Source organism: Micromonospora sp. URMC 105, assembly GCF_051386295.1.
GTDB lineage: Bacteria > Actinomycetota > Actinomycetes > Mycobacteriales > Micromonosporaceae > Micromonospora.
The window spans coordinates 13,714-26,475 of the sequence record NZ_JBPQTL010000043.1 but is presented as its reverse complement, the minus strand read 5'-3'; the positions used below and the strand labels follow the sequence as shown (position 1 = coordinate 26,475).

Below are 12,762 nucleotides of genomic sequence, written 5' to 3'. Positions count from 1 at the left end.
GTGCCACGCCGAACCTCACCGCGTCGCGGTGACCTTCTTCAGCCCGCGCGGCGCGTCCGGGTCCTCGCCCCGGGCTAGCGCCAGCGACAGCGCGAGTCGTTGCAGGGGCAGGATGTCCAGCAGCGGGGCGTACCGCTCGTCGACCTCGGGCACGGCCATCCGGGTGGCCCCCTCGACCTCGGCGGAGCCGACCACCACCACGTCGGCGCGGCGCTCGCCGAGCCGGGGCAGCACCTCGCCCATGGACCGGCCGCCGGGACCGGAGCCGACCACGGCCAGCACCGGCACGTCCGGGTCGGTCATCGCCAGCGGGCCGTGCAGCAGGTCGGCGCCGGAGAAGGCGAGCGCCGGCAGGTAGGAGGTCTCCATCAGCTTCAGCGCGGCCTCCCGCGCGGTCGGGTACGCGTACCCCCGGCCGGTGGTGACCAGCTGGCCGGCGAAGCGGTAGCGCGGGGCGAGCTGGGCCGGGGTGGGGTCGGCCAGGGTGCGCTCGGCCAGCTCGGGCAGGGCGTCCAGCGCGGCCCGCTCCTCGGCCGGGAGCACCCCGTCGCCGGCGCGGACGCCCTCGACGAGCATCAGCAGGGCCAGCAGCTCGGCGGTGTACGTCTTGGTGGCGGCGACCGCCCGCTCGTGCCCGGCGGCGATGTCGACGGAGAGCTCGGCGGCCTCGGCCAGCGGCGAACCGGGGGCGTTGGTGACCGCGAGGGTGAGCGCCCCGGCGGCGCGGGCGGCCCGCAGCACCTCGGTCAGGTCGGGCGATTCGCCGCTCTGGCTGACCCCGACGACCAGGGCGTCGGAGAGGTCGGGGCGGGCGCCGTAGAGGGTGACCACGCTCGGCGAGGCGAGCCCGGCCGGCAGGCCGAGCCGGATCTCGGTCAGGTACGCCCCGTAGAGCGCGGCGTGGTCGGAGGTGCCCCGGGCGGTGAAGACCACGTGCCGGGGCCGCCGCTGCGCGATCACCGCCGCGACGCGGGCGATCGCCCCGGCGTACTCGGCGGTGAGCAACCGGGCGTAACCGGCCGGCTGCTCGTCGATGTCGGCGGCCATCCCGGCCCCTGGACGCATCACGGAAGCTCCTCCCACTGCGCGGTTGCCGCGCGTTTCGTGCTCAGTCTTGCACCATTGCTCGCATCTGATCAATCGTACGAGCAGTAATGCGCAGTGGATCACCAAATCCGGGCACCATCCCCTAGGCTTGCCCAGCCCCGGGAACTGCGAGTGAGAGGCCGACGTGACGGAGGGACCTGACGAACCCGTGCTGTCCGCCGCGGAGGAGCTCGCGCTCGCCCGGCTGGCGCTCGACGAGGGCGACCTGCCGCACGCCGCCGGCCACCTCGCCGCGGCCCTGGTCCAGGCCCCGACCCTGCCCGAGGTGCACGAGACGCTGGCCCGCATCGCGGCGGCCTCCGGCGGCGACCTGGAGCTCTTCCCGCTCGGCCAGCGGGTATTCGTCGGCGCGGTGGTGGCCCGCGCCCACCTGCTCGCCGCCGCCGGGCGCCCGGCCGAGGGGCTCGACCTGCTGGTCGCGGCCACCGGGCACGCGCCCGGCGTCGACTGGGCCGGCGTGCCCTGGGTGACCGCCCCCGAGCTGGCGCAACGACTCGACCCCGAACGCACCGCCCGCATCCTGATGCAGGTCTGCGCCGCCGTGCCCGACCCGGTGCCCCGGGCCGCCCGGCCGCCGCTGCTGCCGTACCTCACCCTCGCCCGGCACGCGGTGGCCGCGCATCCGCGTCACCCGCTGCTGCTGGGGGCGGCGTCCGCGCTGGCCCGGCGCCTCGGCGAGGTCACCCTCGCCGTCACCTGGGCCGGCCGGGGGGTACGCGCCGAGCCGTCCAAACTCGGCGAGGTCTGGCTCGGGTACGCGTACCGCAGCGCGGGCCGCACCCGCGACGCCCTGGCCGCCCTGGAACGGGCCGTCGGCCACGACCCCGACGACCTCGCCGTCTACGCCGACATCGCCGGCACGCTGGCCGACACCGGCCGGCTGGACGCGGCGCTGGAGTGGATCGACCGGGCGCTGGCCCGGGACCCGACCTTCGACTGCGCCGTGCACACCGCGCACCGGCTGCGCTACCTGCGCGACGGAAACGTGGCGCACCTGGTCGCCCTCGCCGACTTCGCCCGGGAACACCCCGACGACAGCCACGAGCACGGCGACCTGGCCGAGTGCTGCCGGAGCCGGCCCTGGCTCGGGCAGGTCACCCCGGCGGCCGGCGCGATGGTCGACGCGCTCCGCCGCGCGCTGGCCGCCGACGGCGCGCCCACCGCCGTACGGCTGGCGGCCGTCGAGCCGCCGAGCGCGATGCGTACCGTGACCGCGGCCGTGCCGGGCCTGGACGTCGAGGTCACCGGCGTGGCCGATCCCGACCCGCGGGAGCCCCGCCGGGCCACCACCTGCCAGCTCTGGCGCTACGAGGGCAGCACGGCCGCGCCCACCCTGCCGGTCCCCTCCGACGACGCGGCGGAGCGGGTACGCCACCTGGCACACCCGGCCTGGCCGCACCCGCCGGCCGCCTACGACGCCGCGGTGGGACTGGCCACGCTGGAGCTCGGCGACCTGCTGGGGCTGCTGGTGCACCCGCCCGAGGCGCCGGCCACCGCGCTGGGGCGGGTGCTGACCGGTCAGGACCCGTCGCTGTGGGTGCGTTGCGTGCAGGTCTGGGCCTGCCTCGGCCTGCTGCACCACCGCACGGACGAGGCGTGGGCGGACTCGATCCGGCGCCGGGTGCTGGTCGAACTGGTCTGGGGTGTCGAGGACTGGATCACCGAGGCGGCACTGTTCGCCCTGGTCACCGCCGCCTGGGTCGACCCCTCGGTACGCCCCGACGTGGCCGGCGTGGTCGCCGAGCGGCTCGCCGACGTGGCCGAGGTGACCCGCGACCGGCCGGTGCCGATCGCCACGTCGCTGGCCCACCTCGCCCTCGCCACCCCGGACCTGGACCAGGAGACCATGGCGCTCGCCGAGCGGATCGTCGCCGCCGCGGGGCAACCGTCCCGCCGCCCGGGGCTGCTGACCCGCCTCCTGTCCCGCCTGGCCCGCGCCTTCCGCCGCCCCTGACCCGCCGCTGCCCACCGCCGCCCGGCCCGCGGCCCGACCGGGTCGGCCGGGCCGGCTCACGGTTTGCGGCGTGTGGGCGTGTCCGGCGCCCCGGACAGGCCGACACGCCGCAAAGCGCGTCGATCATGGGCCGGGCGGTCGCGCCCCGTGGCGAGAGGGCGGACGGAGCCGGAAAACGGCGCGGGCGCGCCGTACCCGGGAAGGGACGACGCGGCCGCGACGGAGCGGGTCAGGCGACCGGGGCCTTGCCGAGGGCGGTCTCGGCCTGCTCCTCGCCGGTCGCGTCGGCCGGGGCGTCGTTGGACGACCGCAGCGGGACCTCCTTGATGAACCAGGCGAGCACCGGCACCACGACGGTGAAGAGGATCGCCCACAGGAAGACGTGGGAGATCGCGTCGGAGAGGCCGCCCAGCACCAGCTCGCGCGTCTGCGCCGGCAACTCTCTGAGCTTCGCCAGGTCCATCCCCTGGCCCTCGCCGACGCCGCCGCTGAACGCGCTGCCCGCGGCGGAGTCGGCGAGCCGGTTGGCGAAGATGGCGCCGAAGAGCGAGATCCCGAACGAGCCACCGATGGAGCGGAAGAAGGTGGCCGCGCCACTGGCCGCCCCGAGGTCCTTCTGCTCGACGCTGTTCTGCGCGATCAGCATCGAGGTCTGCATCAGGAAGCCCATGCCGACCCCGAGCACGACCATGTAGAGCGAGGACTCGATCTTGCCGGTGTCCACGTCGAGGCGGCTGAGCAAGGCCATGCCGGCGGCCATCACCACGCCGCCGACGATCGGGAACATCCGGTACCGGCCGGTCTTCGTGATCGCCCGGCCGACGACCAGGGAGACCACGAGCATGCCGAACATCAGCGGCAGCAGCAGCAGGCCGCTGTTGGTGGCCGAGGCGCCCTGCACGGTCTGCTGGTAGAGCGGCAGGAAGTTCATCGCGCCGAACATCGCGAAGCCCAGCAGGAAGCCGATCACCGAGATCACCGCGAAGTTGCGGTTGGCGAAGAGCCCCAGGGGCAGGATGGGCTCCGGCACCCGGCGCTCGACCAGCCCGAAGGCGATCAGGGCCAGCACGGCCAGCGCCGCCAGGCCGAGGATCTGCGGCGACACCCAGTCGTAGGAGTTGCCGCCCCAGGTGGTCAGCAGCACGATCGCGGTGATGCCGACGGAGAGCAGCGCGGCGCCCAGCCAGTCGATCCGGTGCTCGGTCCGGTACTTCGGCAGGTGCATGGTGGTGGCCAGCACCAGCAGCGCGACACCGCCCAGCGGCAGATTGACGTAGAACGCCCAGCGCCAGGAGAGGTTGTCGGTGATGAAGCCACCGACCAGCGGGCCGGCCACCATGGCGATGGCCATGATGCCGGCGATCATGCCCTGGTAGCGGCCCCGCTCACGGGGCGGCACCAGGTCACCGATGATCGCCATCACGCCGACCATCAGGCCACCGGCGCCCAGGCCCTGCACCGCGCGGAACGCGATCAGCTCGACCATGCCGTCGTCGGGACCGCCGAGCAGCTCCGAACCGGCCATGCCGCAGAGCGCCGAGCCGATCAGGAAGACGACCACCGAGGTCAGGAAGACCGCCTTGCGGCCGTACAGGTCACCGAGCTTGCCCCAGATCGGGGTGGAGACGGTGGTGCCCAGCACGTACGCGGTGACCACCCAGGTGAAGTGGTCGAGGCCGCCGAACTCGCCGACGATCCGCGGCAGCGCGGTGCTGACGATCATGTTGTCGAGCATCGCGAGCATCATCGCGATCATCAGGCCGAACAACACGACCCGGATGTTGGGGCTCGCCGCCCGCTGGCTTTCCTGGCTCATGGGTAAGCTCCCCCGGAGATCCGTCGCACTTACTTGCCGCCCGGCTAGTTACCTTACTAGCCGCACGGTAAGTTGGACAGCGAAAGACCGTCAAGCGAGTTGGGTGGTGCGGGTGAGGGAGAGCACAGGCGGCACGCGCGAGCGTATCCAGGCCGTCGCGCTGGAGCTCTTCACCGAGCAGGGGTACGAGCGGACGTCGCTGCGGGAGATCGCCGAGCGGCTCAACGTCACGAAGGCGGCGCTGTACTACCACTTCAAGAGCAAGGACGAGATCGTCAACAGCCTGGTCGAGGACCGCGTGCAGCGGATGGACGAGCTGATCGCCTGGGCCCGGTCGCAGCCGGCCACCCGGGCCACCCGGCGGACGCTGCTGAACAGGTACGCCGACATGATGTTCGCCAGCGAGCAGCCCTCGGTGATGCGGTTCTTCGAGCAGAACCAGACGGTGCTGAAGAGCCTCTCCGCCGGGATGCAGATGCGCGAGCGGCTGCTGGGCCTCGCCGACCAGCTGTGCCAGGGCGACAAGTCACCCGCCGCGCAGCTGCGCGCGACCCTGACCCTCTTCGCGGTGCACAGCAGCTGGTTCGCCGTGCGCGCCCCGAACATCACCGACCAGGAGCGCAAGAAGATCGCCCTGGAGGTCGCCGACGAACTCCTCGCCGGGATCGGCGAGCCGGCGCCCGACGCGGGTCAGGACTGAGCGGTCAGGTCCAGTCGCAGGCCCAGCAGGTCCACCCCGGGCACGGGCGACCAGTCCTTCTCCGGCAGCCGGACGAAGCCCATCCGCCCGTAGAGCCGATGCGCCGACCCGGCGAATCCGCCGCGTACGCAGATCACCACGGCCGAGCAGCCCAGCGCGGCGGCCCGGTCGACGCAGGCGCGGGCCAGCGCGGCGCCGGCCCCGCGGCCTTGGGCCGCCGGGTCCACGGCGAGCATGCGGAACTCCGCCTCGCCGGGACCGGAGAGCTCCGCGTACGGGGTGCCGGGCAACACGAAGGTCACCGAGCCGAGCACCTCGCCGGTCGCCTCGTCGACGGCCACCAGCACCTCGCCGTGGGTCGCCCGGTGCGTCACGTCGGCGAGCACCTCGGCGTACCCGTGCTCGCCCTTGAGCTGCCCGTCCGCCTCGTACGCGGCCACCGTCAGCCGGGCGACCGCGGCGAAGTCGGCCGGGGTCGCCGTCCGGACCAGCAGGCCGGTCAATCGATCACCGCGATCAGGTCACCGTCCTGCACGACGTCGCCCTCGTTGACCGCGAGCTGCTTGACCACGCCGTCGGACTCGGCGACGACGGGGATCTCCATCTTCATCGACTCCAAGATCACGAGCGTGTCCCCTTCGGACACGGTGTCCCCGGCCGACGCGACGACCTTCCAGACGTTGGCCACCATCTCGGCGCGGATCTCCTCGGCCATGTCCCGGCCCTCCCTCTCCCGATTGCCTGCCGACGTATCCAATCATGCGGCGGCATCCGATGGGCGGGGAGCGGGCCGGGCCACGCCCGCGGCCGGAAACACCGGGCGCTCCGGCCGCCCCGGCGGAGGACGGCGGGGACCGCGCGCACTAGCATCAGCGGGTCGGACCCGGGCGCCGGGAGGACCGGTGCGTGCACCGGCGCCGAGGGTCGCCGAACAGGGATCCGACCATCACGAGGAGGTCACCATGGCGAAGAAGGCCCGGAAGAAGAAGGCCCGTAAGAAGAGCGGCGCGAACCACGGCAAGCGCCCCAACTCCTGATCTCGCACGGCGGGTGACCCGCCGTCGCAGTCAGCACCGCCGGCCCAACGGGGGCCGGACAGACCGGTGGCCCGGGTCGGATCGACCCGGGCCACCGTCGTGTCGTGCGTAGCGTTCAGTCGGCCAGTTCGCGCGACTCGGTGGTCTCGAAGACCACCAGCTCGGTCAGGCGGATCCGCAGCCGCTCGCGCAGCTGGTCGGGGGCGATCTCGTTGCCGCAGCAGCGGGCCACGAGCGCCTTCACCTCCTGCTCGATGCCGTACTCGTGCAGGCACGGCCCGCACTCGTCGAGGTGGTGCCGGATCAGGGTGCGCCGTTCCTCCGCGCACTCCAGGTCCAGGTAGAGGTAGACCTCCGCGAGCACCTCTCGGCAGTCCGTCTCGTGCGGCTTCCCACAGCTCACGTCACACCTCCCGGCCGGCAGCGGCGGTCGAGCCCTTCGAGGACCGCGCGGAGCTGAAACCACGCTCCGCGGCGTAGCGCTCGAGCAGCTTCCGCAGATTACGACGGCCCCGGTGCAGGCGGGACATCACGGTGCCGATCGGCGTACCCATGATGTCCGCGACCTCCTTGTAGGAGAACCCCTCGACGTCGGTCAGGTAGACCGCCAGGCGGAACTCCTCCGGCAGCTGCTGGAGGGCCTCCTTGACGTCGCTGTCCGGCAGCCGGTCCAGCGCCTCGGTCTCGGCCGAGCGCAGACCGCTGGAGGTGTGCGACTCGGCCTCGGCGAGCTGCCAGTCGGTGATCTCGTCGGTGGGCGCCTGGATGGGCTGGCGCTGCCGCTTGCGGTAGGAGTTGATGTAGGTGTTGGTCAGGATCCGGTAGAGCCAGGCCTTCAGGTTCGTGCCCTGCTCGAACTGGTGGAAGGCGGCGTACGCCTTCAGGTACGTCTCCTGGACCAGGTCCTCGGCATCCGCGGGGTTGCGTGTCATCCGCAACCCGGCAGCGTAGAGCTGGTCGACGAAGGGCATCGCGTCCCGCTCGAAGCGGGCCCTACGCTCGTCCGTCTTCTCGGTGGTCAACCGCACATCCCCTCGCGTCGGATGCTTCCTCGCCGAGGATACGCGCACGGACCTGCCCACAGATTCGGTTCCACCGGGTGTGCCCGCTCTCACCACCGCCGTGCCGCCTGCCGTCGCGGGCCAGTCGGGTCCGCCCAGCAGCTGCCGGAGCTGCCGCGTCTCCCGTACGTCCCGTTCCCGGCTCCATGTCTCGGTCGGCACCGGTCACCCCCCTCGCCAGATGTGTCGTCCGGTGGTGGTAACGCCCGTTCGGGGTCCGGGCATTCCGCCGGCGGCCCCCGTTCCTGGTCCCGGCCTCGGCAGAACCGACGCTGGGACCAGGAAGGGCCTGGGAGGGACGGTGCCGTCGCCCGAACCGGTCCGCCGGCACCACCCATGCAACGACCCTGCGCCGCACCGGTCACGCTCGCCGGGGGTTGGGGGCGGCGACGCCGGCCGTTCCGGCCACCCGTCGCGGCTCAGGGCAACGGCCACCCGCCCGTGGCTCAGGGCAACGGCCACCCGCCCGTGGCTCAGGGCAACGGCCACCCGCCGTGGCTCAGGGCAACGCCCAGCCCCGCTCGCGGAGCCAGGCGAGCACGGCCGTGGCCACGGCGGCCGGATCCTTGCGCAGGTCGTGACGCTCACCGGGGCGGACGACCACGCGTACCGGGTCGGCGGCCCCGGGCACGCCGAAGGGGTCGCGGTCGCCGTTGACCACCAGGGTCGGCAGCCCGGTCAGCAGCTCGGCCGCGCGGGACCGCTCCGGGCGGCCCGGCGGATGCAGCGGGAACGCCAGCGCGACCACGCCGGCCGCGCCCACCGCCGCCGCCGTGCGGCAGGCCACCCGGGCGCCGCTGGACCGCCCGCCGACCAGCAGCGGCACGTCGGGATGCCCGGTACGCAGCGCGGCGACCACCGTCGTCCACGCCTCGTCGAGGTGCCCGGCCGGTGCCGGCGCCCGCCGCCCGGCCACCCGGTACGGCTGGGTCACCCGCGCCACCACCACCCCCGCCCCGACGGCCGCATCCCGGACCGCGACCAGGTCGGGTGCGTCGACGTCCCCGCCGGCACCGTGCCCGAGCACGAGCAGGGCGACCGGCGGGCCGGTCGGCAGGTCGGTCTCGACCCGGGCCCGGCCCCGTGGCGTGTCGATCTCGTCGTGGTGCGGCACCGGCCCATTCTGCGCCGCCGGGCGCCCCCGCACGGCGAGCAGGCCGACAATGCCCAGCGGCCCGGCCACGACGAAACAGCCCGGCACGGCGACGCGTACCGGCCGGAGCGCCGCGGTGGGCGTTCGGGCCGGTACCCGTCGACGAGCGGTGACGTGGGCGTGCGGTACGCGCTAGCTCAGCGGCACCAGCGTCAGGAGACGGTCGCGCACCGGCGGGCCCGCGTCGTCGGCGGCGTCCGGATCCGGTTGCACCTCGCTGCGCCAGGCGACCAGCATCGCCCGGCGTTCGCGCGGCGTGGTGCCGCCCCAGACGCCGTGGCAGTCGCCCACCTCCAGCGCCCAGGCCAGGCACGACCCCTGCACGTCGCAGCTGCGGCAGAGCGCGACGGCGGCGTCGGCCGGCTCGTTCGGTGCCGGAAAGAAAGTTTCCGGATCGACGCTCTGACAGGTCCCTCTGGTCCGCCAGGCCTCGTCCTGGCGGCGTTCGCGCAACGCCCGCAACAGTCGCGGATCTCGTCGTGCGGCGGCCACCTCGTGCGGTCGGGGCATACGCGCCCGGGTCATCACACCCACCTCCCCCGTGGGACCGGCAAGATCGACGGGCGTCGTTCGCACCGCGCGAAGACGCTCCCAGTGCCGGCGCTGTGTTCTATCGCACCCGCGGACACGGAGACAAGGGGGTGTGCACAAAGATGACTGAAGATCCGAGCGAAATTTCGCCCGGAACTCTGGCAATTCGTACGCGACAATGTCGCGAATCGCACTCAGAACAGCGTCATTTCCTCCTCCTCGATCCGCTCCTCGGGCAGTGGTACGCGCGCGATAAGCCCCGGACCGTCGTTGCGGACGTCGCCCACCGCCGGTCCGACCGGCCGGATCTCCAGACCGGCGAGCCAGTCGAGCGGCGGCGGGGCGAGCAGCGTGGCCGGCTCGTCGACCGGCCCGAGCCAGGCCGCCCAGCGGTCGGCGGGCAGCAGCAGCGGCATCCGGTCGTGCACCTCGGCCAGCTCCCCCACTGCGGCGGTGGTGAGCACGCTGAAGGTGAGCAGCGACTCCCAGCGCGACCAGATGCCCGCGAAGGCCAGCACCGAGCCGTCGCGCGGGGTCATGTAGTAGGGCTGCTTGCCGCCGGCGGGGCGACGCACCCACTCGTACCAGCCGTCGGCGGGGACCAGGCAGCGCCGGCGGGCGAACGGGTCGGCGTACGCCCGGCTGGTGGCGACCGTCTCGGCCCGCGCGTTGATCATGCGGGCGGCGCCGGCCGCCGAGCGGGACCAGTGCGGCACCAAGCCCCAGCGCCCGGCCGACAGCACCCGGCCACCCTCGGCGTCGACCCGGACCAGGGGCACCGGGTCGGTCGGCGCGACGTTGTGGTCCGGGCCGAGCCGGCCGTCGGTGTCGTCGTACGACTCGAACAGCGCGCTCAGGTCACCGGCGCTCCGGGTCGTGGCGTACCTCCCGCACATGGCGCACACGCTAACGCCCCGTCGGCTTCCCGGCTGTCCCGCCAACCGGGAGCACGGCCGACGGCCGGCTTCCGCGGGTCGGCGACCTTGGCAGAATGTAACCGTGGGGAATCCGACCGCGACCCGGCCGCCGCAGCCGTGGACCGCACCGACCGCCAGCGACCCGGTCGCCTCGACGCTGCGCCTGCCCGGCTCGAAGTCGATGACCGCCCGGGCGCTGGTGCTCAGCGCCCTGGCCAACGGACCGTCGACGCTGCACGGGCCGCTGCGCGCCCGGGACACCGAGCTGATGGCCGGCGGGCTGCGGGCGATGGGCGCGCACATGTCCATCTCCGACGACGAACGCTGGCTGGTCCGCCCGCACCGGCTGGTCGGGCCGGCCCACGTCGACGTCGGGCTGGCCGGCACGGTGATGCGCTTCGCGCCGCCGGTTGCCGGACTGGCCGAGGGGCGGGTCACCTTCGACGGCGACCCGCAGGCCCGGGTCCGACCGCTCGGCCCGCTGATCGGCGCGCTGCGGTCGCTCGGCGTCCGCGTCGAGGCCCCGGCCGAAGGCAGCCTGCCGCTGACGGTGCAGGGCACCGGCCGGGTCACCGGCGGCGAGGTGGTGATCGACGCCTCCGCCTCCAGCCAGCTCGTCTCCGGCCTGCTGCTCGCCGGTGCCCGCTTCGACCGGGGCGTGGTGGTCCGCCACGAGGGCCCGCCCGTCCCCTCCGCCCCCCACCTGCGAATGACCGTGCAGATGCTGCGGGCGGCCGGCGCGGCGGTCGACGACAGCGTCCCGGACGTCTGGGTGGTCGAGCCCGGCCCGCTGGCCGGGCGCGGCTGGGAGATCGAACCGGACCTCTCCGGTGCGGTCCCGTTCTTCGCCGCCGCGCTGGTCACCGGCGGCGAGGTGACGTTGCAGGGCTGGCCGCGCAGCAGCGCCCAGCCGGTCGAGCAGCTCCGGTCGCTGCTGCACCGGATGGGCGGCGAGGTGAGCCTCGGCACCGCCGGGCTGACCGTGCGCGGCACCGGCACGGTGCACGGCCTGGAAGCCGACCTCTCCGACGTCAGCGAGCTGACCCCGGCGCTGACGGCGCTGGCCATGCTGGCCGACTCCCCGTCCCGGTTCACCGGTATCGCGCACATCCGCGGTCACGAGACCGACCGGATCGCCGCCCTGGCCCGCGAGTTCACCAGCCTCGGCGCCGACCTGACCGAGTCCGCCGACGGGCTGGAGATCCGGCCCCGCCCGCTGCGCGGCGGCACCTTCCGCACGTACGCCGACCACCGGATGGCGCACGCCGCCGCGGTGGCCGGGCTGGCCGTCCCCGGCATCGAGGTGGACGACATCGCGTGTACCTCCAAGACCATGCCCGAGTTCCCGGCACTATGGTCGGCAATGGTGACCGGTAAGAACTGAGGCGACGAGGGGGCGGTCCTGGCGACCAGACGGCGGGAGTACGACGAGGACGACGTACGGGTCCGGCCCGGGAAGTCCTCGCGTCCGCGCACCCGCACCCGCCCCCGGCACTCCGACGCGGTCGACGGCTTCGTGATCGCCGTCGACCGGGGCCGCTACACCTGCGTGCTGCCCGGCGGCACGGTGGCGGAGACGGTGACCGCGATGCGGGCCCGGGAGCTGGGGCGCAAGTCGGTGGTGGTCGGCGACCGGGTCGGGCTGGTCGGGGACACCTCCGGGGCGGCCGGCGCGCTGGCCCGGATCGTCCGGATCGCCGAGCGCAGCTCCGTGCTGCGGCGCACCGCCGAGGACGACGCGACCACCGCCGAGGGGCGGCTGGAACGGGTCGTGGTCGCCAACGCCGACCAGCTGGTGATCGTCAGCGCGCTGGCCGACCCGCCGCCGCGTACCGGTTTCATCGACCGCTGCCTGGTGGCCGCGTACGACGCCGGGATCGAACCGCTGCTCTGCCTGACCAAGGCCGACCTGGCCGGGCCGGAGCAGGTGCTCGGCTACTACACCGAGCTGGAGCTGCCGTACGTGCTGGTTCGCCCGGACTCCGACCTGGACGCGCTGCGGGCGCTGCTCGCCGGCCGGGTGTCGGTGATGGTCGGGCACTCCGGGGTGGGCAAGTCGACGCTGGTCAACCGCCTGGTGCCGGAGGCCGCCCGGGCGGTCGGCGTGGTCAGCGCGATCGGCCGGGGCCGGCACACCTCCACCAGCGCCGTGGCGCTGCGGCTGCCGCCCGCGCCGGGCGTCGACGGCGACCCCGGCTGGATCGTCGACACCCCCGGGGTACGCAGCTTCGGGCTCGCGCACGTCTCGGCGGAGAGCCTGCTGCACGGCTTCGCCGACCTGGTCGAGGCGACCGTGGACTGCCCGCCGAACTGCCCGCACACCGCCGACGCGCCCGACTGCGCGCTGGACGCCTGGGTGGCCGCCGGCAAGGCCGACCCGCGCCGGCTGGCGTCGTACCGGCGGCTGCTGGCCTCCCGGTCCGGGGAGGGTGACCCGCGCGGCGAGCCCGAGCGGAATCCGGGCGACCCGCTCGCCGGGTCCTGAA

At 74.0% G+C, this 12,762-nt stretch carries 14 protein-coding genes; 5 read left to right on the top strand and 9 right to left on the bottom strand.

Annotation, left to right across the window (positions count from 1 at the left end):
• Positions 1 to 15 precede the first annotated feature (15 nt).
• Complete coding sequence (locus tag ACSNN7_RS16020) at positions 16 to 1,047, bottom strand: SIS domain-containing protein (protein WP_436681615.1); 1,032 nt, start codon at positions 1,045 to 1,047, stop codon at positions 16 to 18.
• Positions 1,048 to 1,231: 184 nt separating this feature from the next.
• On the opposite strand from ACSNN7_RS16020, the gene ACSNN7_RS16015 reads away from it, so the two are divergent.
• Positions 1,232 to 3,061 (top strand): tetratricopeptide repeat protein, encoded by a 1,830-nt coding sequence (locus ACSNN7_RS16015; RefSeq protein WP_436681593.1) that lies wholly within the window; start codon positions 1,232 to 1,234, stop codon positions 3,059 to 3,061.
• 229 nt (positions 3,062 to 3,290) lie between these two features.
• Here ACSNN7_RS16015 and ACSNN7_RS16010 read toward each other — a convergent pair whose 3' ends face one another.
• Positions 3,291 to 4,877, bottom strand: coding sequence for an MDR family MFS transporter (locus ACSNN7_RS16010; protein WP_436681592.1), 1,587 nt, complete (start codon positions 4,875 to 4,877; stop codon positions 3,291 to 3,293).
• Positions 4,878 to 4,983: 106 nt separating this feature from the next.
• On the opposite strand from ACSNN7_RS16010, the gene ACSNN7_RS16005 reads away from it, so the two are divergent.
• Positions 4,984 to 5,577: a TetR/AcrR family transcriptional regulator gene (locus ACSNN7_RS16005; protein ID WP_436681591.1), complete on the top strand. Its 594-nt coding sequence runs from the start codon at positions 4,984 to 4,986 to the stop codon at positions 5,575 to 5,577.
• Here the strand turns inward: ACSNN7_RS16005 and ACSNN7_RS16000 are convergent.
• Entirely contained in the window at positions 5,568 to 6,080 is a 513-nt protein-coding gene (locus ACSNN7_RS16000) for a GNAT family N-acetyltransferase (RefSeq protein ID WP_436681590.1), read from the bottom strand. The genes ACSNN7_RS16005 and ACSNN7_RS16000 overlap by 10 nt on opposite strands.
• Positions 6,077 to 6,292, bottom strand: a complete 216-nt coding sequence (locus ACSNN7_RS15995; protein ID WP_088973021.1) for a biotin/lipoyl-binding carrier protein — start codon at positions 6,290 to 6,292, stop codon at positions 6,077 to 6,079. Before ACSNN7_RS15995 ends, ACSNN7_RS16000 begins: the two co-directional genes overlap by 4 nt.
• Before the next feature lie 247 nt (positions 6,293 to 6,539).
• Between ACSNN7_RS15995 and ACSNN7_RS15990 the strand changes: the two genes are divergently transcribed.
• Positions 6,540 to 6,614 (top strand): 50S ribosomal protein bL37, encoded by a 75-nt coding sequence (locus tag ACSNN7_RS15990; RefSeq protein ID WP_369700219.1) that lies wholly within the window; start codon positions 6,540 to 6,542, stop codon positions 6,612 to 6,614.
• Between the two features lie 115 nt (positions 6,615 to 6,729).
• Here the strand turns inward: ACSNN7_RS15990 and rsrA are convergent, their stop codons facing one another.
• From rsrA to ACSNN7_RS15965, 5 genes are all read right to left on the bottom strand, one after another.
• On the bottom strand, positions 6,730 to 7,017 hold the full coding sequence (gene rsrA, locus ACSNN7_RS15985) for a mycothiol system anti-sigma-R factor (protein ID WP_436681589.1): 288 nt from the start codon (positions 7,015 to 7,017) through the stop codon (positions 6,730 to 6,732).
• Position 7,018: 1 nt separating this feature from the next.
• Positions 7,019 to 7,837: a sigma-70 family RNA polymerase sigma factor gene (locus tag ACSNN7_RS15980; protein ID WP_436681588.1), complete on the bottom strand. Its 819-nt coding sequence runs from the start codon at positions 7,835 to 7,837 to the stop codon at positions 7,019 to 7,021.
• A gap of 337 nt (positions 7,838 to 8,174) precedes the next feature.
• Entirely contained in the window at positions 8,175 to 8,789 is a 615-nt protein-coding gene (locus ACSNN7_RS15975; protein ID WP_436681587.1) for an alpha/beta hydrolase family protein, read from the bottom strand.
• A 171-nt stretch (positions 8,790 to 8,960) separates the two neighbouring features.
• A complete protein-coding gene (locus ACSNN7_RS15970; protein WP_088979381.1) occupies positions 8,961 to 9,353 on the bottom strand; it encodes a WhiB family transcriptional regulator in 393 nt (130 codons plus the stop codon).
• 200 nt (positions 9,354 to 9,553) lie between these two features.
• The gene (locus ACSNN7_RS15965) at positions 9,554 to 10,255 is read right to left on the bottom strand and encodes an SOS response-associated peptidase (protein WP_436681586.1); all 702 of its coding nucleotides are present in this window, start codon (positions 10,253 to 10,255) and stop codon (positions 9,554 to 9,556) included.
• A gap of 103 nt (positions 10,256 to 10,358) precedes the next feature.
• Here ACSNN7_RS15965 and aroA point away from each other — a divergent pair, with 103 nt between their 5' ends.
• On the top strand, positions 10,359 to 11,660 hold the full coding sequence (aroA, locus tag ACSNN7_RS15960) for a 3-phosphoshikimate 1-carboxyvinyltransferase (RefSeq protein ID WP_436681585.1): 1,302 nt from the start codon (positions 10,359 to 10,361) through the stop codon (positions 11,658 to 11,660).
• A gap of 165 nt (positions 11,661 to 11,825) precedes the next feature.
• Entirely contained in the window at positions 11,826 to 12,761 is a 936-nt protein-coding gene (gene rsgA, locus ACSNN7_RS15955) for a ribosome small subunit-dependent GTPase A (RefSeq protein ID WP_436681614.1), read from the top strand.
• Position 12,762: the final 1 nt, after the last annotated feature.

What these genes read in the sequence shown, in the direction of transcription:
- ACSNN7_RS16010 (WP_436681592.1), bottom strand. Translation starts at nt 4,877, where the DNA reads ATGAGCCAGGAAAGCCAGCGGGCGGCGAGCCCCAACATCCGGGTCGTG.
- ACSNN7_RS15970 (WP_088979381.1), bottom strand. Translation starts at nt 9,353, where the DNA reads ATGACCCGGGCGCGTATGCCCCGACCGCACGAGGTGGCCGCCGCACGA.
- ACSNN7_RS16020 (WP_436681615.1), bottom strand. Translation starts at nt 1,047, where the DNA reads ATGGCCGCCGACATCGACGAGCAGCCGGCCGGTTACGCCCGGTTGCTC.
- ACSNN7_RS15995 (WP_088973021.1), bottom strand. Translation starts at nt 6,292, where the DNA reads ATGGCCGAGGAGATCCGCGCCGAGATGGTGGCCAACGTCTGGAAGGTC.
- ACSNN7_RS15965 (WP_436681586.1), bottom strand. Translation starts at nt 10,255, where the DNA reads ATGTGCGGGAGGTACGCCACGACCCGGAGCGCCGGTGACCTGAGCGCG.